The organism is Actinomyces provencensis, from assembly GCF_900155435.1.
Taxonomy (GTDB): Bacteria; Actinomycetota; Actinomycetes; order Actinomycetales; family Actinomycetaceae; genus Pauljensenia; species Pauljensenia provencensis.
On sequence record NZ_LT700212.1, the window covers coordinates 3,252,002 to 3,275,497 of the forward strand.

Annotated in this window: 18 protein-coding genes and 1 pseudogene; 18 read left to right on the forward strand and 1 reads right to left on the reverse strand. The window is 71.1% G+C overall.

Annotated elements, in window-relative coordinates:
- Window positions 1-121 precede the first annotated feature (121 nt).
- The 4 genes from BQ9890_RS14080 to BQ9890_RS14095 all read left to right on the forward strand — a co-directional run bounded on the left by BQ9890_RS14080 (window position 122) and on the right by BQ9890_RS14095 (window position 6,110).
- Complete coding sequence (locus BQ9890_RS14080; RefSeq protein ID WP_075892388.1) at window positions 122-1,189, forward strand: o-succinylbenzoate synthase; 1,068 nt, start codon at window positions 122-124, stop codon at window positions 1,187-1,189.
- Window positions 1,186-3,039 carry a 2-succinyl-5-enolpyruvyl-6-hydroxy-3-cyclohexene-1-carboxylate synthase gene (gene menD / locus BQ9890_RS14085; protein ID WP_075892390.1) on the forward strand — a complete coding sequence of 618 codons (1,854 nt, stop codon included), beginning with the start codon at window positions 1,186-1,188 and terminating at the stop codon, window positions 3,037-3,039. Before BQ9890_RS14080 ends, menD begins: the two co-directional genes overlap by 4 nt.
- Window positions 3,040-3,596: 557 nt before the next feature.
- On the forward strand, window positions 3,597-3,932 hold the full coding sequence (locus BQ9890_RS14090) for a thiamine pyrophosphate-dependent enzyme (protein WP_075892392.1): 336 nt from the start codon (window positions 3,597-3,599) through the stop codon (window positions 3,930-3,932).
- Between the two features lie 1,029 nt (window positions 3,933-4,961).
- Complete coding sequence (locus tag BQ9890_RS14095) at window positions 4,962-6,110, forward strand: S1C family serine protease (protein WP_230297970.1); 1,149 nt, start codon at window positions 4,962-4,964, stop codon at window positions 6,108-6,110.
- 249 nt (window positions 6,111-6,359) lie between these two features.
- Here the strand turns inward: BQ9890_RS14095 and BQ9890_RS14100 are convergent, their stop codons facing one another.
- Window positions 6,360-7,628 carry an isochorismate synthase gene (locus BQ9890_RS14100; RefSeq protein ID WP_230297971.1) on the reverse strand — a complete coding sequence of 423 codons (1,269 nt, stop codon included), beginning with the start codon at window positions 7,626-7,628 and terminating at the stop codon, window positions 6,360-6,362.
- A 439-nt stretch (window positions 7,629-8,067) separates the two neighbouring features.
- On the opposite strand from BQ9890_RS14100, the gene BQ9890_RS14105 reads away from it, so the two are divergent.
- The 14 genes and pseudogenes from BQ9890_RS14105 to nuoL all read left to right on the forward strand — a co-directional run bounded on the left by BQ9890_RS14105 (window position 8,068) and on the right by nuoL (window position 23,482).
- The gene (locus tag BQ9890_RS14105) at window positions 8,068-8,784 is read left to right on the forward strand and encodes a demethylmenaquinone methyltransferase (RefSeq protein WP_075893301.1); all 717 of its coding nucleotides are present in this window, start codon (window positions 8,068-8,070) and stop codon (window positions 8,782-8,784) included.
- Window positions 8,785-9,023: 239 nt separating this feature from the next.
- Complete coding sequence (locus BQ9890_RS14110; RefSeq protein ID WP_075892394.1) at window positions 9,024-10,304, forward strand: geranylgeranyl reductase family protein; 1,281 nt, start codon at window positions 9,024-9,026, stop codon at window positions 10,302-10,304.
- 55 nt (window positions 10,305-10,359) lie between these two features.
- Window positions 10,360-10,719: an NADH-quinone oxidoreductase subunit A gene (locus tag BQ9890_RS14115; RefSeq protein WP_075892396.1), complete on the forward strand. Its 360-nt coding sequence runs from the start codon at window positions 10,360-10,362 to the stop codon at window positions 10,717-10,719.
- Between the two features lie 12 nt (window positions 10,720-10,731).
- On the forward strand, window positions 10,732-11,286 hold the full coding sequence (locus BQ9890_RS14120; protein ID WP_075892398.1) for an NADH-quinone oxidoreductase subunit B: 555 nt from the start codon (window positions 10,732-10,734) through the stop codon (window positions 11,284-11,286).
- Window positions 11,283-12,023: an NADH-quinone oxidoreductase subunit C gene (locus BQ9890_RS14125; protein ID WP_075892400.1), complete on the forward strand. Its 741-nt coding sequence runs from the start codon at window positions 11,283-11,285 to the stop codon at window positions 12,021-12,023. Before BQ9890_RS14120 ends, BQ9890_RS14125 begins: the two co-directional genes overlap by 4 nt.
- The gene (locus tag BQ9890_RS14130) at window positions 12,023-13,378 is read left to right on the forward strand and encodes an NADH-quinone oxidoreductase subunit D (RefSeq protein ID WP_075892402.1); all 1,356 of its coding nucleotides are present in this window, start codon (window positions 12,023-12,025) and stop codon (window positions 13,376-13,378) included. Before BQ9890_RS14125 ends, BQ9890_RS14130 begins: the two co-directional genes overlap by 1 nt.
- Window positions 13,375-14,106 (forward strand): NADH-quinone oxidoreductase subunit NuoE, encoded by a 732-nt coding sequence (nuoE, locus tag BQ9890_RS14135; protein WP_075892404.1) that lies wholly within the window; start codon window positions 13,375-13,377, stop codon window positions 14,104-14,106. Before BQ9890_RS14130 ends, nuoE begins: the two co-directional genes overlap by 4 nt.
- A complete protein-coding gene (gene nuoF / locus BQ9890_RS14140) occupies window positions 14,103-15,404 on the forward strand; it encodes an NADH-quinone oxidoreductase subunit NuoF (protein ID WP_043534348.1) in 1,302 nt (433 codons plus the stop codon). Before nuoE ends, nuoF begins: the two co-directional genes overlap by 4 nt.
- Window positions 15,401-17,974, forward strand: a complete 2,574-nt coding sequence (locus tag BQ9890_RS14145; RefSeq protein WP_075892406.1) for an NADH-quinone oxidoreductase subunit G — start codon at window positions 15,401-15,403, stop codon at window positions 17,972-17,974. The genes nuoF and BQ9890_RS14145 overlap by 4 nt, the downstream gene beginning before the upstream one ends.
- Window positions 17,974-19,323, forward strand: coding sequence for an NADH-quinone oxidoreductase subunit NuoH (gene nuoH / locus BQ9890_RS14150; RefSeq protein ID WP_043534346.1), 1,350 nt, complete (start codon window positions 17,974-17,976; stop codon window positions 19,321-19,323). Before BQ9890_RS14145 ends, nuoH begins: the two co-directional genes overlap by 1 nt.
- Window positions 19,324-19,400: 77 nt before the next feature.
- Window positions 19,401-20,039, forward strand: coding sequence for an NADH-quinone oxidoreductase subunit NuoI (nuoI, locus tag BQ9890_RS14155; protein WP_075893303.1), 639 nt, complete (start codon window positions 19,401-19,403; stop codon window positions 20,037-20,039).
- Window positions 20,036-20,950: pseudogene (locus tag BQ9890_RS14160) on the forward strand (NADH-quinone oxidoreductase subunit J); the annotation flags it as partial. The gene nuoI and the pseudogene BQ9890_RS14160, both read left to right, overlap by 4 nt.
- Window positions 20,951-21,180: 230 nt before the next feature.
- The gene (gene nuoK / locus BQ9890_RS14165; RefSeq protein ID WP_043534337.1) at window positions 21,181-21,480 is read left to right on the forward strand and encodes an NADH-quinone oxidoreductase subunit NuoK; all 300 of its coding nucleotides are present in this window, start codon (window positions 21,181-21,183) and stop codon (window positions 21,478-21,480) included.
- 16 nt (window positions 21,481-21,496) lie between these two features.
- The gene (nuoL, locus tag BQ9890_RS14170) at window positions 21,497-23,482 is read left to right on the forward strand and encodes an NADH-quinone oxidoreductase subunit L (RefSeq protein ID WP_075893305.1); all 1,986 of its coding nucleotides are present in this window, start codon (window positions 21,497-21,499) and stop codon (window positions 23,480-23,482) included.
- The last annotated feature ends 14 nt before the right edge of the window (window positions 23,483-23,496 follow it).

Sequence of the window (23,496 nt, forward strand, 5' to 3'; positions counted from 1 at the left end):
AATCGGGGCACCGTGAGACGTGGCCGGAGGACCGGTTGCACTGTGACCAGCGTGGGTGCAGGGAAGGTGGGCGGGCCACGCCCACGGGTGCCGCACGCGTCCCAGCGGGCACAATGGACCCATGCATGTGTCCGCGCCCCCCGTGGCGTCCCTCCAGGAGATCGACCCGGCCACCCTGCCCACCCCGACACGCGAGGTCCTGGGCGGCGTCGACCGGGTCCTCCTCCACCACCTGCCCATGGCGATCCGCTTCCGGCGGGTCACCACGCGCGAGGGCCTGCTCCTCCACGGTCCCGCCGGGTGGGGTGAGGCCGCACCCTTCTGGGACTACGACGCCCGGGAGTCCTCGACCTGGCTGGCGGCCGCCCTGGAGGGTGCGCTGCACGCAGCTCCCCCCGCCCTGCGGGACAGCGTGCCCGTCAATGTCACGGTGCCGGTGTGTCCACCGCAGGAGGCGGCGCGCCGGGTGCTGGCCTCCGGTGGGTGCGCGACCGCGAAGGTGAAGGTCGCGGACCCCGGTACCGCACTGGACGAGGACGTCGACCGGGTCGCGGCCGTGCGCGAGGCGCTCGACGCCACCGTCGGCACCCGTGGCCGCATCCGTGTCGACGCCAATGCCGCCTGGTCCGTGACCGCTGCCGTCGAGGCGGTGCGCGCCCTGGACCGGGCTGCCGGCGGGCTGGAGTACGTCGAGCAGCCCTGCCCGTCCGTGGAGGAGCTGGCCGAGGTGCGCCGGAGGGTGGACGTCCCCATCGCCGCGGACGAGTCGATCCGGCGGGCGGAGGACCCGCTCGCGGTCGCCCGTGCGGACGCCGCTGACATCGCGGTGGTCAAGGTGGCGCCCCTGGGGGGCGTCATGCGTGCCCTGGAGGTCGCCCGCAGCAGTGGTCTGGAGGTCGTCATCTCCTCCGCACTGGAGTCCTCGGTCGGTCTGGCCGCCGGGGTCCATGCGGCTGCCGCGCTGCCGGGACTGGACCACGCCTGCGGACTGGCGACCGCCCAACTGCTGGCCGCCGACGTCACCGCGCACCCACTGCTGCCCGTGGGAGGCGCGATCACCGTGCGCGACATCGCCCCCGACGAGGACCTGGTCGGTGCCCACCCCCTGCCCGAGGGCGTGGAGGACCGCTGGCGGGAACGCCTGGACGCCATGTGTCGCGTCCTCGCCGAGCAGGGGGTGGGTGCATGAGCGCCCACCCCTCCCAGCTCCTCGCCGAAGGCCTCGTGCAGGCGCTCGCGGCCGCAGGCGTGCGCGACGTGGTCTACTGCCCGGGTTCCCGCAGCGCGCCCCTCGCCTATGCCCTGGCTGATGCCGAGCGGGCCGGGGCCCTGCGCGTCCACGTCCGCCTGGACGAGCGCGGCGCGGCCTTCGTCGCGGTGGGCCTCTCTCGGGCGGGGACGCTTGCCGCCGTCCCCTCCCACGCCGTGCCTCCCCGCCCAGTACCGTCCGCGCCGGCCGCGGAGGCGCCCGGTGCCATCGCCCCCGCTGGCAGGACCGCCGCCGTCGACGAGGGCGACACCCCTCTGCCGGGGGTGGCGCACACGGGGGCGGGAGCCCGAGCGGTCGCGGTGGTGACGACCTCGGGTGGTGCCGTGGCAGAGCTCCACGCCGGCATCGCCGAAGCCTCCCACTCCGACCTGCCCCTCGTCGTGGTCAGCGCGGACCGACCCTTCGAGCTGCGCGGGGTCGGCGCCTCACAGACCACGACCCAGCCGGGCATCTTCGGGCCGCATGTCCGGGCCGGGTGGGACGTGCCGGCCGGGACCCCGGCCGACCGACGCCTGGGCGCCCTCGTCACCCGCGCCGTCGCCACGGCGATCGGTGCCCCGTCGGGCGAGCCCGGCCCCGTGCACCTCAACGTCGGGTTCCGTGACCCCTTGGTGCCCGATCCGCAGCACAGGGGAGCCCGCGTCATGGGGGCGCCGGGTCCGCACGTCATGAGCGGGGCCCCCACCCCGGTGCCGTGGGAGGACGTCGTGGACCCCACGCTGCGCACGGTGGTGGTGGCCGGTGACGGGGCGGACCCCCGGGCCGGGGACTGGGCGGAGATCGCAGGCATCCCCCTGCTGGCGGAGCCCACCTCGGGTGCCACCACCTCGGCCGCCTGGGTGCCCCACCAGCAGGGACTGCTCGCCCCGGGTGGTCCGGGGGACGAGGTCGAACAGGTGGTGCTGACGGGGCGGACCACCCTTTCCCGTCCCGTGTCGACCCTGCTGGCACGCGAGGACGTCCGCGTCGTCGTCCAGGCCGGGAACCCACGGTGGGCCGATCCGGCGGGCTGCGCCGCAGTCGTCGTCCCGGCCCTGGTGGCCCCGGTCGGGCCCCACCCGGACGGGGGGTGGCGCCGGCGGTGGGTGCTGGCCGCCGCCGAGATCGACCACCGCGTCCAGGAGATGGTCGACGGGGAGGACACGGAGTCGGACCGGAGAGGAGGGGACCCGGAGGGGATCACCATGGCTGCGGCAGCCGCTGCGGTGTGGGACTGCCCCCCCGGTGTCCTCCTGCTGGGAGCCTCGACGACGGTGCGCGCCGTGGACCTCGTGGCGGGTACCCCCGGTCGCCGTGACGTGGTGTCCAACAGGGGGCTGGCCGGCATCGACGGCACCGTCGCCACGGCCCTGGGCCTCGCCTGGGGTGCGGAGCGGCCCGTGTGCGCGGTCATGGGCGACCTCACCTTCTTCCACGACGCGTCCTCCCTGGCGATGACCGAGGGGGAGCGTCCCGCGGACGTCCGGGTCGTGGTGCTCGACGACCACGGGGGGTCGATCTTCGCGGGTCTTGAGCACGGACGCCCCGAGTACACCGAGGACTTCCCCCACTGGTTCGCGACGCCCCAGTCGGTGTCCGTGCAGGCACTCGCGCAGGCCTACGGAGCCGCGTACCGGGAGGTCGGATCCCCCGGGGAGCTGCGTGGCGTCCTGGCCGGGCCCGTCGGAGGCCTGGAGGTCGTCCACGTGCGCGTGCGTCGGGATCCCGCTGCCCTGGCCGCTCTGGCACAGGCACCCGGTGGGGGAGACGCGGGCGCGCAGCGCAGGTGAGTACCCCGGAGGTCGGGGAGGAGGGCGCGGAGGACGGGCATCGGGAGAGCGGGTGGACGACAGCCGCGCCCGGTGCCGCGACGGCTCGTCGGGGAGTTCAGGAAACATCCAGACAGGTCTCAGGCAACAGCGACGAACGGTGCCCACAATGGTGCCAACAGGACCCCGGAGAGAAGGAACCACATGAGCGACCATCGTCCAGACGAAGCTGATTCGCCCGCCACGCCGTCCCCGGACGACGCGTGGCGCCCCACACCCGAAGGGGACGGTGGCGGGACGGCGGACGTCCCGGACACCGGGCTCCCCACCACACACGGATCCGAGGAGGGGACGCCCGCCGACACGCCGTCAGGGGACACCCCGACGGAACAGCTCCCGGCCCCGGCTCCCACGCAGCAGTACCCGAGCACGCACCCGACCCAGGAGCTCCCGACCACGGGGACGACGGGAGCGCCCTCGTCCACCAGTGGCACCGGCAGCGTCGGCGACACGGGCACGGGTGCCGGTCCGGGTACGGCAGGGGAACAGGCGCCCCGNACGACGCGTCCTCCCTGGCGATGACCGAGGGGGAGCGTCCCGCGGACGTCCGGGTCGTGGTGCTCGACGACCACGGGGGGTCGATCTTCGCGGGTCTTGAGCACGGACGCCCCGAGTACACCGAGGACTTCCCCCACTGGTTCGCGACGCCCCAGTCGGTGTCCGTGCAGGCACTCGCGCAGGCCTACGGAGCCGCGTACCGGGAGGTCGGATCCCCCGGGGAGCTGCGTGGCGTCCTGGCCGGGCCCGTCGGAGGCCTGGAGGTCGTCCACGTGCGCGTGCGTCGGGATCCCGCTGCCCTGGCCGCTCTGGCACAGGCACCCGGTGGGGGAGACGCGGGCGCGCAGCGCAGGTGAGTACCCCGGAGGTCGGGGAGGAGGGCGCGGAGGACGGGCATCGGGAGAGCGGGTGGACGACAGCCGCGCCCGGTGCCGCGACGGCTCGTCGGGGAGTTCAGGAAACATCCAGACAGGTCTCAGGCAACAGCGACGAACGGTGCCCACAATGGTGCCAACAGGACCCCGGAGAGAAGGAACCACATGAGCGACCATCGTCCAGACGAAGCTGATTCGCCCGCCACGCCGTCCCCGGACGACGCGTGGCGCCCCACACCCGAAGGGGACGGTGGCGGGACGGCGGACGTCCCGGACACCGGGCTCCCCACCACACACGGATCCGAGGAGGGGACGCCCGCCGACACGCCGTCAGGGGACACCCCGACGGAACAGCTCCCGGCCCCGGCTCCCACGCAGCAGTACCCGAGCACGCACCCGACCCAGGAGCTCCCGACCACGGGGACGACGGGAGCGCCCTCGTCCACCAGTGGCACCGGCAGCGTCGGCGACACGGGCACGGGTGCCGGTCCGGGTACGGCAGGGGAACAGGCGCCCCGGGCACGGTCCCCCTGGGTGAACCCGGGCAGCGTGCAGGCGAGCAGCGGGAGTCCGGCGGACCCGGGTCCCGTCGGGACGGATCGCCCCTCGGGCGTCCCCACCCGGGGAGCATCTCCCTGGGGCAGCCCGGCCGACGGCACCTCCACCCCGGCTCCCGCCTCCACCCGGCCCGCCGGATCGACCGGCGACCCTGCAGCAGCGAGCCCCTCGACCGGCGGTCCGACCCCCGGAGGGACTCCCGGCTGGGGGGCCGGTGCCCAAGGGGCACCAGCCCCCGGCGCGAGCGGTTACGGTGCCCCGGCCTCCGGCACGCCCGGTCACGGTGCACCTGCCTACGGTGCCCCGGCCTACGGGGCTCCGCCCACCGGTGACGCGGGCGCCTACTCCCAGTACGCCCAGAGTGTGGCGGCGCCCTCGTCGACGAGGACACGCCAGCGCTCCGGCCGCGGACCCGGGTGGCTGGCACTCCTGGTCGCCATGGTGGTGACAGCCATGATCGCAGTCGGATCCACCCTGGCGCTCGGTGGCGGGACCCAGACGGCCCAACCCGCAGCGACCGCCACCACCCAGGCGACGGCCCAGACGGTCAGTCCGGTCCAGTCCTCGGGTGACGCCCCTGACTGGGAGGCCGTCGCCGCCGCAGTCTCGCCCGCCACGGTGACGATCACGGTCGAGTCCTCCTCGAGTTCGGACATCGGCTCCGGTGTGGTCTATGACGCCTCAGGACACATCGTGACGAACTACCACGTGATCTCCGCTGCGGTCTCGTCCTCGTCGGGGACGTCGAACACGTCGGGCTCCACCAGCGGGGCGATCACCGTGACGCTCTCGGACGGTCGGCTCTACGAGGCGACCGTGGTCGGGTACGACCAGACCACCGACCTCGCGGTCATCCAGTTGAAGAACCCGCCCTCCGACCTCACGGTGGCGACCTTCGGGTCCTCCGCGGACCTGGTCGTCGGGCAGTCGGTCATGGCGATCGGCTCGCCACTGGGTCTCTCCGACACGGTGACCACCGGCGTCGTCTCCGCCCTGAACCGGCCCGTGGAGGTCTCCACCTCGGAGACCCAGGAGACCGACCCGAATGATCCCTTCGGACAGCTGCCGCAGCAGGGCCAGCAACAGAGCGCAACGGACTCGGTGATCACCAACGCCATCCAGGTCGATGCCTCCATCAACCCCGGGAACTCCGGTGGCCCGCTGTTCGACGCGTCGGGGGCCGTGGTGGGGATCAACTTCTCGATCGCCTCGTTGTCGAGCTCAAGTGACTCCTCGGGGTCCATCGGTCTGGGCTTCGCCATCCCCTCCGACCTCGTGAAGTCCGTGACCGACCAGCTGATCTCCACGGGCACGGTCGACCACGCGGTCCTGGGCGTCACGATCCAGTCGGGCACGGCCACCGTCGACGGGACGACCCGGATCGGTGCCGAGGTCGCATCGGTGACCTCGGGCGGGGCCGCTGCCGAGGCGGGCATCAAGGTGGGTGACGTCATCCTCAGCGTCGACGGCGACCAGGTGAGTTCCGCGAAGTCCCTGTCGGGCTACGTGCGCCGCCACAAGAGCGGTGACTCGATCACACTGGAGGTCGCCCGCGACGGCTCCGTCCAGAACGTCCAGGTGACGCTCGGCTCGAAGAGCTGAGCGCCGGGGCCCGGTGCCCCGCGCGGGGGTGGGGAGCCGGGCCGCAGGCAGCTGAGCGGCGTGGGGATGCACGAGGGCGGGGCGAGGGCGGGGAACTGGGTCTCCGAGGGATCGGATGTCCCGGACTCGTCCTCGTCGTCCGTCGCCGCTCTCCGGCGTCTCCCCCGTGCACGGAGTACGGGCCGGGCGCCGGAGACGTGGCGGTGCCGGGGGGCGTGCCCCGGAGGGCCGGGAGGGCGTGTCCCGGGGTCAGACCCCGAGCGCCTCGAGCACGGGGGCCATCTTGGCGCGGGTCTCTGCCAGTTCCACCTCGGGCACGGAGTCGGGCATGATGCCCCCGCCCGCGAACACGCGCACCGAGCGGCGGTCGTGGGAGACCTGTCCGCACCGCAGGGCGATGGCGAACTCGCCCTCGCCCGAGGCGTCGATCCAGCCCACAGGGCCGGAATAGCGGCCACGTCGTGTGGACTCGAAGGACTCCAGGAGGTCGAAGGCCAGCTTGGTCGGCGTACCGCACACAGCAGCGGTCGGGTGCAGGGCGGCCACGACGTCCAGGACGTTGGCCGCCCCGAGGGTCGCGGTCACGTCGGTGGCCAGGTGCGAGACGTTGGGCAGGTCGATGACGCGGGGTTCGGTGGGCACGTCCAGGGTGTCGGCGATGGGGGAGAGGGCGCGTGCCACCGACTCGACGGCCAGCAGGTGCTCGGTGCGGTCCTTCATCGAGGACAACAGTTCGGCACCCTCGCCGGCGGCGGTGGTCCCGGCGAGCACACGGGAGAACACGGTCCCCGTGCTCATCGACGCGAGCATCTCGGGGGAGGCGCCGATCAGGCCGTCCACGGCGTAGGCCCAGGTCGTGGGGTAGAGCTCGTGGAGGCGCACGAGGAGGTGGCGCTCGTCGACGGGCTCCGCAGCGGAGACCACCATGTCGCGGCTCATGACGACCTTGGAGGCAGCCCCCGTGCGCAGACGCGTGATCAGACGTCGCACCGACTCCATCCACTGGGTCTGGGTCATGCGCCCGGTCTCGGTCCACAGACCGCGCGGCGCCCGCACGGGCTGCTCCTCGCGTTCCCGCAGTGCGGCGTCCAGTGCCTCCAGTGGCTCCCCGGGTTCGCTCCCGGCTGCCGTGGAGACGATCCACCGGCCGCCCTCGTCGTCGATGACGAGCACGGAGGGGACCACCAGGAAGCCCGGGGTCTCCCAGGCGAAACCGAAGGAACCCAGTGCCACGGGGACGACGGGGGCGTCCTCGGGTGCGGCGACAACCGCGCGCGCCCGGGCCGAGTCCCACTCCCGTGCCGCCTCGCGGATCGCATGGCGCCCACGGACCTCGATGCGCAGTGCCTCGCCCCACCCGACCATGCTGGTGCGGTCGCCGAGCCAGGCCAGGGGTGCATCGGATGAGGGCAGGAGGTCGACGAGGGCGACCCCGGCCACCGGGTGGTCGCCCGGAAGCGCCGCGACCCTGACGTGCAGGTCGGGGGTGGCGGGCTGGGCCTGGAGGGGAGATGACATGGGGCCATGGTATCCAGAGGCCCCGGTGGGCGCGGGATGTGTGGGGAGGTGAGGACCAGCAGGGATGGTGGGGCTCCGGTCGAGGCACCGGGTTCGCGTCGAGGCACCGGGTTCGCGGCGAGATACCGGGTTCGCGGCGAGATACCGGGTCCGAGATGAGATACCGGGTTCGCGGCGAGATACCGGGGTGTGCGCGTGGATCTCAACCACAACCGTGGATCTCATTGAGACTCGGTGGCCGACGGGAGGGGGAACGGGAGCCGGACCCGACGGGAGAGCGGACTTCGGGCCCGGGACAGAGCGGACTTCGAGCCCCGAACAGAGCGGACTTCGGGCCCGGGACAGAGCGGACTTCGAGCCCCGAACAGAGCGGACTTCGGGCCCGGAACAGAGCGGACTTCGGCGGGTGGAACGGCGCGGGCGTGGGATCATGGGTGTCATGACTGAAACGGACCACGGAGCACGGGCGGACCTCGACAAGCAGCCGGCGGACGTCGCCTCCATGTTCGACCAGGTCTCCTCCCGCTACGACCTCATGAACCGCCTGATGTCGGGCGGGATGGACAAGGTCTGGCAGACGGCCATGTGCTCGGCGGTCGGTGCGCGACCGGGGGAGAAGGTCCTCGACCTGGCCGCCGGGACCGGCGCCTCCTCCGCGGCACTGGCGCGTTCGGGTGCCGAGGTCATCGCCTGCGACCTCTCGACGGGCATGATCCGTGTCGGTCGGGAGCGCCACCCCGACATCGAGTTCGTCCAGGGGGACGCCACCGACCTCTCCTTCGCGGACGCTTCCTTCGACGCGGTGACGATCTCCTACGGACTGCGCAACGTCGTGGACACCGAGGCGGCGCTGCGGGAGATGGCCCGGGTGACCCGTCCGGGCGGTCGCCTCGTCGTCTGTGAGTTCTCGACCCCCACGAACGCCGCCTTCGGGAGCCTCTACCGGTTCCACCTGCGTCACGTCATGCCGGTCATCGCGCACCTCGCCAGCTCCGACGACGTCGCCTACGACTACCTGGTCGAGTCGATCCTGGACTGGCCCGACCAGGTGACGCTGGCCCGGACCATCGCGGGGTGCGGGTGGGAGCACGTCGCCCACCGAAATCTGACCGGGGGCATCGTGGCGCTCCACCGCGCGCGCAAGCCCCTGGCCTGAGGGAATGCCCCCGAGGGGGAGAACTACGGCAATTAGGTGACCTCGCACTTGCGCAATTGGGGAAGGGCGTCCTGCCCTCCTGTCCGGGAAGACCGGGCATTGTGCACGTCAGCAGGCCCGCGGTCAGCGCCCCGGGAGGACGGGGATAGTCTTCATGCTGGACTCCGGGCCCATGCCCGGCGCTCCGTGTGCACGTTCGTGGTCGTGCGACCACCTGACCGAGGGACCGAGGAGACGCAGTGAGCGACGACCTGGCGCGGGACATCGTCGCCGACGTCGTGATCGTCGGCGCTGGTCCCGCGGGAGCCGCCACGGCCTACCACCTCGCTGCCCTCGGTGTGGACGTCGCCGTCCTGGAGAAGGCCGAGTTCCCCCGCGACAAGATCTGCGGGGACGGGCTCACCCCCGCCGCCGTCCACGAGCTCGTCCTCATGGGCATGGACATCTCCGGTTGGACCCACAACCGGGGCCTGCGGGTCCTGGGCGGCGGACACACCATGCACATGGAGTGGCCCGACCAGAAGTCCCTGCCCGGGTACGGGCTCACCCGGGCGCGCATGCACCTGGACCACGAACTCATCCGTCACGCCGTGTCCGCCGGCGCCCGGCTGTACGAGGGCTACACCGTCACCGGCCCCCTCACCGACGGCAACGGCCGCGTCGCCGGCGTCACCGCCCGGCTCGGACGCGGGGCGAACGCCCTGGAGGTCACCGCCCGGGCGAAGCTGGTGGTCGAGGCCGGGGGTGTCTCCGCCCGGCTCGCCACGTCACTGGGCATCGAGCGCAATGTGCACCGCCCCCTCGGGGTCGCCGCGCGCACCTACTTCCGCTCCCCGCGCTCGGACGACGAGTGGCTGGAGTCCCACCTCGAGCTGTGGAGCGGGAAGCCCGGCAGCTCGGAGCTCATGCCCGGCTACGGCTGGATCTTCCCCATGGGGGACGGGACCGTGAACGTCGGACTCGGCTCGGTCTCCTCCGACGGCCGCTCCACCGACATGCCCTACCGCCGGGTCTTCTCCCAGTGGACGGCGAACCTGCCCCCGGAGTGGGGCTTCACCCCCGACAACCAGGTCGGGCCCCTGCGCAGCGCGGCGCTGCCCATGAGCTTCAACCGCAAGCCGCACTACATCGAGGGACTCGTGGTCGTCGGCGACGCGGGCGGCATGGTCTCCCCCTTCAACGGGGAGGGCATCGCCCCGGCACTGAAGGCCGGACGCCTCGCAGCGGGTGCCATCGCCCAGGGTCTCTCGCGGACCTCGCAGGCGGGTCTGGACCGGGCGATGTCGGCCTACCCCGAGCAGTTGCGCGCGGAGTACGGCGGCTACTACTCCCTGGGCCGCGTCTTCGTGCGGCTCATCGAGAACCCGCGCATCATGCACCTGTGCACCTACTACGGCCTGGGTCGCCCCCGTCTGATGGAACTGGTGAACAAGCTGCTCTCCGACGGTTTCGAACGTCATGGCGGGGACGCCGACGACCGTCTCATCACGACGCTGGCCAAGGTGGTGCCCAAGGCATGAGACCACGGATACCCACCGACCGCCCCACCCCGACCCGACCCTCCCTGGAGGAACGATGACCAATCCCTACGTCCCGCTGCTGATCATGGCGGCAGCCGCCCTCGTCCTGGCGCTGGCAGGCCTGGGCGCGTCGGCGATCCTGGGGCCCTCGAAGAAGAACAAGGTCAAGGCCCAGAACTACGAGTGCGGCATCGACCCCTCCACCCAGGACATCACCCAGGCCCGTTTCCCGGTGCGCTACTACCTGGTGGCGATGACCTTCATCATCTTCGACATCGAGGTCGTGTTCATGTACCCGTGGGCCGTCAGCTTCGACCAGCTGGGCCTGTTCGGGTTGGTGTCCATGCTCACCTTCATCGCCCTGATCACGGTGCCCTACATCTACGAGTGGCGCCGCGGCGGCCTGGACTTCTGAGGAGGAACCGACATGGGACTTGAGGAGCAGTTGCCCGCAGGCATCGCCCTGACGAGCGTCGAGAAGGTGCTGGGCCTGGCCCGCAAGCACAGCCAGTGGCCCGTCACCATGGGTCTGGCGTGCTGCGCGATCGAGATGATGGCCGCGGGCACCCCGCGCTTCGACATGGCGCGCTTCGGCCTGGAGGTCTTCAGGGCCTCCCCGCGCCACGCCGACGTCATGATCGTCTCGGGCCGCGTGTCCCAGAAGATGGCGCCGATCATCCGCCGCGTCTACGACTCCATGCCCGAACCCAAGTGGGTCATCTCGATGGGCGCCTGCGCCTCCTCGGGTGGCATGTTCAACAACTACGCGATCGTCCAGGGGTGCGACCACATCGTCCCCGTGGACGTCTACCTGCCCGGCTGCCCGCCGCGCCCCGAGGCCCTCATCCACTCGATCCTCACCCTGCGCGAGCAGATCGCCAAGGAGCCGCTGGGGGTCAACCGCCGCGAGATCGCCCGCAAGGCCGAGCAGGCCGCGCTCGCCGCCACGCCCACCCACCAGATGAAGGGACTGCTCGCATGAGCGACGACCTCACCGAGGTCCCCGCACAGGGCGACGGCTCCGTCGTCCACGAGGGCGGCTCCCGTGCCTTCCCGCTGCCCGAGCCCATCGCGGTGCGCCACGGCAGCTTCGGCGTCCACGACGCCGGGGACACCACCGGCTTCGGGGGACTCCAGGAGACCTTCACCCTGCCGGGTGAGTCCGCGCGTCCCTACGGCGGATGGTTCGACGGCGTCGTCGACATCCTCGAGGAACTCCTCACCGAGGACGGCCTGAACCCCGGGGACGTCATCGAGAAGGTCGTCGTCGAGCACGGCCAGCTGACGATCTTCATCGTGCGCGAGTACATCGAGCGCGTCACCCGCCACCTGCGCGACGACCAGGACCTTCGCTTCGAGCTGTGCCTGGGCGTGTCGGGTGTGCACTACCCCGCCGACACGGGCCGCGAGCTCCACGCCGTCTACGCGCTGATGTCGGTGACGCACAACCGGCTCCTGCGCCTCGAGGTCGTCTGCCCGGACGAGGACCCCCACATCCCCTCCGTCGTCGCGGTCTACCCCGCCAACGACTGGCAGGAGCGCGAGACCTGGGACCTCATCGGCATCGTCTTCGACGGCCACCCGGCGCTCACCCGCACCGCGCTCCCCGATGACTGGGTCGGCCACCCCCAGCGCAAGGACTACCCACTGGGTGGCATCCCCGTCGAGTACAAGGGCGCCACCGTTCCCCCGGCCGACACGCGGAGGTCGTACAACTGATGACTGACCAGACCTACCGGTTCCACGCCGCACCCGGCTCCGGGACCCTCGACGTCGACGAGGTCCCCGAGGTCCTCGCCCAGGGCGGTGACTGGGAGGACGTGCTCAACGAGATCCACAAGATCTCCCAGGAGCGCATCGTCCTGAACATGGGACCCGTGCACCCCTCGACCCACGGCGTGCTGCGCCTAGTCCTCGAGCTGGACGGCGAACTCGTGCGCGAGACCCGGGTCGACACCGGCTACCTGCACACCGGCATCGAGAAGAACATGGAGTACCGCACCTGGACCCAGGGCGTCACCTTCTGCACCCGCATGGACTACGTGGCCCCCTTCTTCCAGGAGGTCGGCTACTGCCTCGGTGTGGAGAACCTGCTGGGGATCACCGATGACATCCCCGAACGCGCCACGCTGATCCGCGTGCTCCTCATGGAGCTCAATCGCATCGCCTCCCACGTGGTGGCCATCGGCACGGGCGGCAACGAGCTCGGCGCCACGACGATGATGACCATCGCCTTCCGCGGGCGCGAGGAGATCCTGCGGATCTTCGAGCGCATCACGGGGCTGCGCATGAACCACGCGTTCATCCGCCCCGGCGGGGTCGCCCAGGACCTCCCCTCCGGGATGGTCGAGTACATCCGGGAGAAGCTCCCCAAGGTCCGTCGTGACATCGGTGAGCTCCAGGACCTGTGCGTCCAGAACCCGATCTTCCGCAAGCGCTTCATCGGCGCCGGCTTCCTGCCGCTGTCGGCCACCATGGCCCTCGGGTTCACCGGCCCGGGCCTGCGGGCCGCGGGCGTGCCGATGGACCTGCGCAAGATGCAGCCCTACTGCGGGTACGAGACCTACGAGTTCGACGTCCCGACCTACGACGCGAACGACGCCTACAACCGCACGATGGTCCGCTTCGACGAGTGCTACCAGTCGCTGCGCATCGTCAACCAGGTGCTCGAGCGCCTCGAGGCCACCGACGGGGAACCGGTCATGGTCGCCGACCCCCGCATCGCCTGGCCCGCGCAGCTCAGCGTCGCCAGTGACGGGCAGGGCAACTCCCTGGAGCACATCTGGGAGATCATGGGTGAGTCCATGGAGTCCCTCATCCACCACTTCAAGCTCGTCACCGAGGGCTTCCGGGTCCCGGCGGGGCAGACCTACGTCGCCCTCGAGCACGCGAAGGGCGTGCTCGGTGTCCACCTGGTCTCCGACGGCGGGACGAGGCCCTACCGGGCCCACTTCCGTGACCCCTCCTTCGCGAACCTGCAATCACTGGCCATGATGACCGAGGGCGGCCAGTTGGCCGACGTGGTCGTCTCGCTGGCCACCATCGACCCTGTCCTGGGAGGCGTCGACCGATGAGCTACACCCCTGACGTGGAGGCGCGACTGCGCACCGAGGCCGCGGAGGTCATCGGACGCTACCCGAGCGGGCACGAGCGCTCCGCGCTCCTGCCCCTGCTCCACCTGGTCCAGTCGGAGGACGGTTTCGTCTCCCCCGACGGGATCGCGCTGTGCGCGGAGCTGCTGGGGCTCACGCGGGCCGAGGTCTCGGCGGTGGCCACCTTCTACACCCAGTACAAGCGCCACCCCACCGGCGAGTACCTGGTGGGTGTGTGCACCAACGCGCTGTGCGCGGTGATGGGCGGTGACGAGATCTGGGAGGCCGTCTCCGAGCACGTCGGCGTCGGCACCGACGAGACCAGCGAGTCCGGGCACATCACCCTGGAACGCATCGAGTGCAACGCCGCCTGCGACTACGCGCCCGTGGTCATGGTGAACTGGGAGTTCTTCGACAACCAGACGCCGGAGTCCGCGGTCGCCCTCGTCGACGACATCGAGGCCGGGCGCCCCCTGCACCCCACGCGTGGCGCGGACGTCGTCGCCCCCTTCACCGCCGTGGAGCACGTGCTGGCCGGGTTCCCCGACGGGCACGCCGACGAGGGGCCCAGCGCCGGGGAGAACTCGTTGCTGGGACTGCGCATCGCGGAGGCCAATGACTGGCACGCCCCCGTCGCCCTGCCCGAGGCGGCACCGACCGAGGACGCACCGGCTGCCGGTGCCGCACCCACGGAGGGAGAGGACAAGTGACCACCTACAGCGCACCGTCCACCCTGACCCCCATCGTCACGCGGGGCTGGGACGAGGACCGCTCCTGGACCCTCGAGTCCTACCTCGCCCGCGGCGGGTACGAGGGGCTCAGGAAGGCCAACACCATGGAGCCCGCGGAGATCACCGAGGCCGTCAAGGCCTCGGGCCTGCGCGGACGCGGTGGTGCGGGCTTCCCCACCGGCCTCAAGTGGTCCTTCCTGCCCCCCGACGACGGCCTGCCGCGCTACCTCGTGGTCAACGGCGACGAGTCGGAGCCCGGGACCTGCAAGGACATGCCGCTCATCATGGCGAACCCCCACATCCTCGTGGAGGGCATGGCCATCACCTCGCGTGCCATCAACTGCCACCACGCGTTCGTCTACCTGCGCGGGGAGGTCGTCCACGTCTACCGGCGTCTCCTGGCCGCCATCGCCGAGGCGGAGGCCGCTGGTCTCCTCGGGGACCTGACGATCACCGCCCACGCCGGCGCCGGCGCCTACATCTGCGGTGAGGAGACGGCGCTGCTCGACTCCCTGGAGGGCTTCCGCGGGCACCCCCGCCTCAAGCCCCCCTTCCCCGCCGTCGAGGGCCTGTACGCCCGGCCCACCGTCATCAACAACGTCGAGTCCATCAGCCAGGTGCCCGGCATCTTCCGCGAGTCGGTCGACTGGTACGCGTCGATGGGCACCGAGAAGTCCAAGGGGCACGGCATCTTCTCCGTCTCGGGGCACGTCAACCACCCCGGGCAGTTCGAGGCGCCCTTCGGGATCACGATGCGTGAACTCATCGAGCTCGCCGGCGGGGTCCGCGACGGCCACCACCTGAAGTTCTGGACGCCCGGTGGGTCCTCCACCCCGCTGTTCACCGAGGAGGACCTCGACGTCCCCCTGGACTACGAGTCCGTCGGGGCGGCGGGGTCGATGCTGGCCACGCGCGCGCTGCAGGTCTTCGACGAGACGACCTCCGTGGTCCGCGTCATCGCGCGGTGGACGGAGTTCTACCAGCACGAGTCCTGCGGCAAGTGCACGCCCTGCCGCGAGGGGACGTACTGGCTCAAGCAGATCATGTTCCGTCTCGAGAAGGGTCAGGGCCTGCCCGGCGACGTCGACCTGCTCGACGAGATCGCCCACAACATCTTCGGGCGCAGCTTCTGCGCGCTCGGGGACGCGGCGGCCACCCCGATCATGTCGGGGATCAAGAAGTTCCGCGACGAGTTCGAGGCCGGACTCACGACGCCCGCACGGGAACTGTTCCCCTACGAGGCGAGCGCCAACTACGCCCGAGGAGGTGTCCGATGAGCGAGGCCACCGACCTGGTGGACGTCGTCATCGACGACGTGCAGCTGAGCGTGCCGAAGGGGACGCTCGTCATCCGGGCCGCGGAGCAGGCGGGGATCCGCATCCCGCGCTTCTGCGACCACCCGCTGCTCAAGCCTGCCGCCGCGTGCCGCCAGTGCCTCGTCGAGGTCGGCATGCCCGACCGGCGCACCGGGGAACTGCGGTTCATGCCCAAGCCCCAGCCCTCCTGCGCCCAGACGGTCTCCCCCGGGATGGTCGTGCGCACGCAGCACACCTCCGAGGTCGCCCGCAAGGCCCAGCACGGGGTGATGGAGTTCCTCCTCATCAACCACCCCTTGGACTGCCCGATCTGCGACAAGGGCGGCGAGTGCCCCCTGCAGAACCAGGCGATGACCGAGGGACGCGGCAAGTCACGCTTCACCGACGCGAAGCGCACCTACCCCAAGCCCCTGCTGCTGACCAGCCAGATCATTCTGGACCGCGACCGGTGCATCCTGTGCCAGCGCTGCGTGCGCTTCGGCAAGGAGATCGCCGGGGACGCGTTCATCGACCTCCAGGGTCGCGGCGGTGGCACGGCCCCCACGGACGACCACTACTTCATGCCCGAGCAGATCGGCTCCTTCGACACCCAGGTGCTGGCCTTCCACGACGTCTCCGCCGACGGCCCGCGCCCCGCGCAGCTCTCGGGCCCCTACGGCGAGGCCGGGATCATCGGTTCCATGGATCCCGGCGAGCTGCCGGAGTCGGGGCGTGACCAGTCGGGGCGCGCATTCGCCTCCTACTTCTCGGGCAACATCATCCAGATCTGCCCGGTGGGTGCGCTCACCGCCTCGTCCTACCGTTTCCGCTCCCGCCCCTTCGACATCGTCTCCACGGCCTCGGTCACGGAGCAGGACGCCTCCGGCTCCGCCCTGCGCATCGATGTGCGCCACGGGGAGGTCGTGCGTCGCATGGCCGGCAACGACCCCGAGGTCAACGAGGAGTGGATCACCGACAAGGACCGCTTCGCCTTCGAGTGGGACCGCGAGTCCCGCCTCAACCTGCCCCTGGTCCGTGAGGACGGCGTGCTGGTGCCGACCTCGTGGTCGGACGCCCTGGACCGCGTGCACCGCGGCCTCGAGGAGGCCCGCACGCAGGGGACCGTCGGCCTGCTGCCCGGCGGGCGCCTCACCTTCGAGGACGCCTGGGCCTGGTCGAAGTTCGCGCGCACCGTGCTGCACACCGACTCCGTGGACGCCCGCGCCCGCTCGGAGTCGGAGGAGGAACGCGGCTTCCTGGCCTCCCGCGTGGCGGGCACCGGACTGGGCGTGACCTACTCCGACCTCGAGGACGCCGGGCAGGTCCTGCTCGTGGCCTTCGAGCCCGAGGACGAGTGCGGCAGCGTGTTCCTGCGTCTGCGCAAGGGTGTCCTCGCCGGAGGTGTGGAGGTCGCCACCGTCGCCCCGTTCACGACGCCCGGCTCCCACAAGATGGGCGCCGAGGTGCTGCACGCCGCTCCCGGGACCGAGACCGAGGTCGTCTCCGCGATCTCCCCCTCCGGCGAGCACGCCGACCTCTTCGGACGGCTGTCCGGAGGCGTCATCCTGGTCGGGGAGCGCGCAGCGCGCACCCCGGGCCTGCTCAGTGCTGTGGCGGCCCTGGCCGACGCGGCCGGCGCGCGGCTCCAGTGGATCCCCCGTCGCTCCGGTGAACGCGGGGCCGTCGAGGCAGGCCTCCTGCCCGGATTGCTGCCCTTCGGGCGACCCCTGGAGGACGAGGGCGCACGTGGGTCCCTCGGGTGGGACGGCGTCCCGACCGAGGCGGGCCTGTCCGCCGACGGGATCATCGGGGCCGGTGTCGAGGGCGCCCTCGCAGGCGTCGTCGTCGGGGGTGTCGACCCCCGCGACTTCGACGATCCGGCGCGCTTCCTCACCGCCGTCGAGCGGGCGGGGTTCGTGGTCTCCCTCGAGGTCCGCGCCTCCGCCGTCACCGAACTCGCCGACGTGGTGCTGCCGGTGGCCCCGCCGCTGGAGAAGAACGGCACCTTCCTCAACTGGGAGGGTCGCCTGCGTCCCTTCGGTCAGGCCGTCTCGGCGCGGTCGCTGACCGACCGTGACGTCCTGGTCCGCCTGGCACGCGAGTTCGGCGTGGACCTGGGCATCGAGACGCTCACCGCGCTCTACGACGAGGTCAACCCGCTGATGTCCTGGACGGGTGCGCGGGTCGTCCCCGCACCGACGGTGCCCCCGGCGCCCCCCGTGGTCGCCGCCGGCGAGGCGGTGCTGGCCACCCACAAGCCGATGCTCGACGCCGGTCGTCTCCAGGACGGTGCCCCCTGGCTGGCCGGTTCGGCCCGCCGCCCGGTGGCGCTCGCCTCGGCAGCAACCCTCGAATCCTCCGGTGTCGCGGACGGTGGTCGCCTCACGGTGACGACCGGCCGTGGCTCCGTCACCCTGCCCGTGGAGGTCGCGGACCTGCCCGACAATGTCGTGTGGGTCCCCGAGTGCTCGCAGGGGTCCCTCGTCCATGAGTCGCTCGGGACCGCCGGTTCCGTGGTGACGCTGAGCGCCACAGCGGAGGTGGCCCGGTGATTCCAGTACTCCCGGTCGCGGTTCCCGACTACGTCGCCGCCGACTTCACGGAGGAGACCTGGTGGTTGACGCTCATCAAGGCCGTCTTCATCCTCGTCTTCCTGATCCTCAACGTGCTGCTGGCCCTGTGGGTCGAGCGACGCGGCCTGGGGCGCATGCAGACGCGCCCCGGTCCCAACGTCGCCGGCCCCCTCGGGCTCTTCCAGGCGATCGCCGATGCCGGCAAGCTGCTGTTCAAGGAGGACATCTGGACCAAGCGGTCCGACAAGTTCCTCTACTTCCTGGCGCCCGTCATCGCCGCGTTCTGCGCCTTCAGCGTCTACGCGGTGATCCCCATGGGGCCGAACGTGTCGATGTTCGGCCACTCCACCCCGCTGCAGCTGGCGGACATGCCCGTCGCGACGCTCTACATCCTGGCGATCACCTCGCTGGGCCTGTACGGCATCGTGCTGGGTGGCTGGTCGACCCACTCCACCCTTCCCCTCTACGGCGCGGTGCGTTCCTCCGCCCAGGTGATCTCCTACGAGCTCTCCATGGGCCTGGCCCTCGTCTCCGTCTTCATCATGGCGGGCTCGATGTCGACCTCCAGCATCGTGGCCTCCCAGGCCTCCGTGTGGTGGGCCTTCGCCCTGCTGCCCGCCTTCGTCGTCTACTGCATCTCCGCCGTCGGTGAGGTCAACCGCCTCCCCTTCGACCTCCCCGAGGCCGAGGGTGAGCTGGTCGCCGGGCACATGACGGAGTACTCCTCGATGAAGTTCGCCTGGTACTACCTCTCCGAGTACGTGAACATGCTCAACGTCTCGGCGGTGGCCACCACGATGTTCCTCGGCGGCTGGCACGCCCCGTGGCCCCTGTCCCACGTCGAGGTCATCAACTCGGGCTGGTGGGGGATGCTGTGGTTCTTCCTCAAGGTCTGGGTCTGCATGTTCCTGATGATCTGGACCCGTGGCACGCTCCTGCGCATCCGCTACGACCAGTTCATGCAGTTCGGGTGGAAGCGCCTGATCCCCGTCGCCCTGGGGTGGGTCGTCCTCGTGGCGGTCCTGCGTGGGGTGACGACCTGGGTGAGCGTCGGGCTGCCGACACTGTTCGCCGTGATCCTCGGGATCTTCGTCATCATCATGTTCGTCATGTGGATGGGTGACCGCTCGGAGGAGCGCCGGGTGGCGGCCGCCGAGGCCGTGGAGACCCCGCCCTTCGACCCCATGGCGGACGGCTACCCCGTCCCGCCGCTGCCGGGCCAGGTCCTGCCGCCCTCCCCACGGGCGGGCAGGGCGCCGATCGCGGCGAGCGTGTCGTCCTCGACGTCGCCCGCACCCGGTACCGCCTCTGAGGAGGACGTGAAATGAACAAGGACCAGCACCGCTGGGACGACCTGCCTTCCGAGAAGCCGGAACGGGGTCACCAGCCCCAGCCCACCGACGACATGCTCTACGAGCACGACCCGCGCGGTCCGATCGGCGAGTTCTTCGCGCCCGTCGCCGGGTACGGGGTGACCATCTCCTCGATGTTCCGCCCCACGGTGACCGAGCAGTACCCCTTCGAGGGCCCCTTCCTCCAGCCGCGCTTCCACGGCCGCCACCGGCTCAACCGGTACGCGGACGGACTGGAGAAGTGCATCGGCTGCGAGCTCTGCGCCTGGGCGTGCCCCGCCGACGCGATCCTCGTCGAGGCCGGCTCCAACACCCCCGACGCCCAGCACAGTCCCGGCGAGCGTTTCGGCAAGGTCTACCAGATCAACTACCTGCGCTGCATATTCTGCGGGTTCTGCATCGAGGCCTGCCCGACCCGCGCGCTGACCATGGGCCACGACTTCGAACTCGCCGAGTACGACCGCGAGACGGAGATCTACGAGAAGACGGACCTGCTGACCCCCCTCGAGGACGGCATGCTGGCCCCGCCCCACCCGATGGTCGAGGGACTGTCGGACAGGGACTACTACCGCGGTCGCGTGACGGGACCGACGCAGGCCCAGATCGACTGGGTCGCCGAGCACCGGCCCGACGACCCCTCGCTGGCCACCGCCCAGGCGGTCCAGCCCAGCACCGAGGAGGCATCGCTGTGAACATCTCGGCCTCGTGGCCCGCGATGGGGAGCACCGGGGAGGCGATCCTCTTCTGGTGCGTGGCCACCGTGATGGTGGTGTGCGCCCTCGGTGTGCTCTTCTTCCGCAAGGCCGCCAACGCCGCCATCTGCATGGTCGGCGTCATGCTCGGGCTCGCCATCCTCTACGTCGCCCAGGGCGCCCCGTTCCTCGGCGCCGTCCAGGTGATCGTCTACACCGGCGCGATCATGATGCTGTTCCTCTTCGTCATCATGATGATCGGCATCGGCGCCTCCGACGAGTACCAGCGCCAGCGGCGGGGCAACATCGTCGCGGCAAGCCTCGGCGGCCTCGGCCTCGTCGTCATCCTGGTCGGCGTCATCGGCCACACCACGGTCTCCGAGGCCGTCGGCCTGGGTGGGGACGACCCCTACTCCAACGTGCCGGTGACGACCCTGGCGACCACGCTCTTCCAGGACCACTGGTTCTCCATGGAGCTCTCCGGCGCCCTGCTCATCACCGCGGCCATCGGGGCGATGCTCCTGACCCACACGGACCGCCTCGGCCCCAAGGTGAACCAGCACTCCACGGCACGCGCCAAGATGCGGGCCTTCAAGGAGACGGGCCGCCGTATCGGCCAGCTGCCCGCCCCCGGCGTGTACGCGACCTCCAACGCGGTGGACGTGCCCGCCATCGCCGGCGACACACTGGGTCCCGTCGAGGAGTCCGTGCCCCGCGTCCTGCGCGTGCGCGGCCTGGACCGCACGATCGGCCAGGTCGAGCCCGACGTCGCGGAGGCCCTGCAGCTCATGCGCAGCGGCTCCACCGCCGGGTCCCCCTTCGGCGCCGCCTCCTCCGGCTCGGTCCCGCGCTCGGGGTCCTGGGGCATGCCCGGACCGGGCGCGCCCGAGGGACTCGACCAGCCGGTCGCGCCCGACGAGGCCCCCGCGGGGACCACGCAGGGCTCCGGTGCCCCGGGCGACACCGCCCAGGCGGGCGACACCGCCATCCCGGTCGCCGAGGGCGAACACGCCGACGCGGAGGGAGCCTCCGCAGGCACCACCGCCCAGGAGGCACCCGACGCCGGCAGGCCCGGGACGGACCACGTGTCCGGCCCGGGTGAGCACGCCGCCCACACCCACGTGGAAGGTGAGGAGAAGGAATGAGTCTGGCCTACTACCTGGTGCTGGCGGCGGTCCTGTTCGCCGTCGGCGGGGTGATCGTGCTGGTGCGCAAGTCGGCGGTGATCTCGCTGATGGGTGTTGAGCTCATGCTCAACTCCTCCAACCTCGTGTTCGTCACCTTCGCCCGGATCCACGGCGCGGTCGCGGGCGAGGTCATGGCGTTCTTCGTCATGGTCGTCGCCGCGGCCGAGGTCGTGGTGGGTCTGGCGATCATCGTGTCCATCTTCAAGTCGCGTGGCACCACGAGTGTCGACGACGTCAACCTGCTGAAGAACTGAGGGCGGAGCAGACGTGATTTCCCACAACCTCCCACTCCTCGCGGCCGAGGCCGCCGGGCCGGTGGCCCCCACCCAGGCCACGGGTGCGGCGTCCCTGGCCTGGTTGATGATCGTGGTGCCACTGGCCTCCGCGGTCCTCCTGCTCCTGCTGGGGCGACGCAGCGACCGCTGGGGCCACTGGCTCGGCGTGGCGGCCTCCTGGACCTCCTTCCTGGTCGGCGTCGCCGTCCTGGTGCAGATGCTCGGCCTGCCCGCGGACGGGCGTCGCCTCGACTCCCAGCTCTTGACCTGGATCCCCGCCGGCGACTTCAGCGTCCACGTCGGACTGCTGGTTGACCCGCTGTCGATGACCTTCGTCATGCTGGTGACCTTCGTCGGCTCCCTCATCCACGTCTACGCCGTGGCCTACATGGAGCACGACGCCGACAGACGGCGCTTCTTCGCCTACCTGAACTTCTTCATCGCGGCGATGCTCACCCTCGTGCTCGCGGACTCCTACGCCGTCCTCTTCGTCGGATGGGAGGGTGTCGGCCTGGCCTCCTACCTGCTCATCGGGTTCTGGAACCAGGTCCCCGCCAATGCCACTGCCGCCAAGAAGGCCTTCGTCATGAACCGCGTGGGCGACGTCGGCCTGCTGCTGGCCATGATGGCGATGGTCGCGAACCTCTCCTCGGTCGACTTCCTCACCGTCAACGAGGGCGTCGCGACCCTGCCCCAGGCCCAGGCCACCCTCATCGGCCTCTTCCTGCTGCTGGCCGCCTGCGGCAAGTCCGCGCAGTTCCCCCTGCAGGCGTGGCTCGGTGACGCCATGGCGGGCCCCACCCCGGTGTCCGCCCTCATCCACGCCGCAACGATGGTCACTGCCGGTGTCTACCTCGTGGTGCGTTCCGGTGCGGTCTTCCAGGCGGCACCCGTGGCGGCCACTGCCGTCGCCCTCGTCGGTGCGGTCACCCTGCTGTTCGGCGCGGTCGTCGGCTGCGCGAAGGACGACATGAAGAAGGTCCTCGCAGCCTCGACCATGTCCCAGATCGGGTACATGATGCTCGGCGCGGGACTGGGTCCCATCGGCTGGGCCTTCGCGATCTTCCACCTGTTCACCCACGGCTTCTTCAAGGCGCTGATGTTCCTCGGCGCCGGATCCGTCATGCACGGCATGGGTGACCAGGTCAACATGCGCCGCTTCGGCGCCCTGCGCACGGTCATGAAGGTCACGTGGGCGACCTTCGCCTTCGGCTGGCTGGCCATCCTGGGCGTGCCACCGTTCTCCGGGTTCTTCTCCAAGGACAAGATCATCGAGGCCGCCTTCGCGTCCTCGACCTTCGGAAACGCCGCGGCCCCCTGGACCGGTTGGGTCTACGGACTGGTCGCCCTGATCGGTGCAGGCATCACGGCCTTCTACATGTCGCGCCTGTTCTTCATGACCTTCCACGGCAAGGCCCGCTGGACCACCGAGGCGGAGGGTGCCCCCGTCCACCCGCACGAGTCCTCACCCCTGATGACGGTGCCCATGGTCATCCTGGCCGTCGGCGCGGCCGTCATCGGTGGGCTCCTGTCCATCGGTGGTGCCTTCACCTCCTGGCTGACCCCGGCGATCGGGGCCACCGAGCACGCGGAGCCGGTGCTGCCGGTCCCCGTCATCCAGGTCGCGACCCTGGTCCTGGTGGTCGCGGGTGCGTGGCTGGCCTGGAGGCGCTACGGCGCAGCCGAGGTCCCCACCGCGGTGCCCGCCGGCAATGCCCTGACCATGGCGGCCCGCGACGACCTCTACCAGGACCTCTTCAACGAGGCCGTGTTCATGGCCCCCGGAACGGCACTGGTCGAGGCGGCCACCGTGGGCGACCGGGTGGTCGTCGACGGAGCGGTCACCGGCGTGGCCGTGGCGGCCCACCGGACCGGGCAGGCGGTGGCGGCGACCCAGACGGGCTACGTGCGCACCTACGCGTCCTACATCCTGGGCGGGGTCCTCCTCGCCCTGGCGATCGTCCTCGGCTTCCGGCTGTGAGGGCGGGAGGAGAA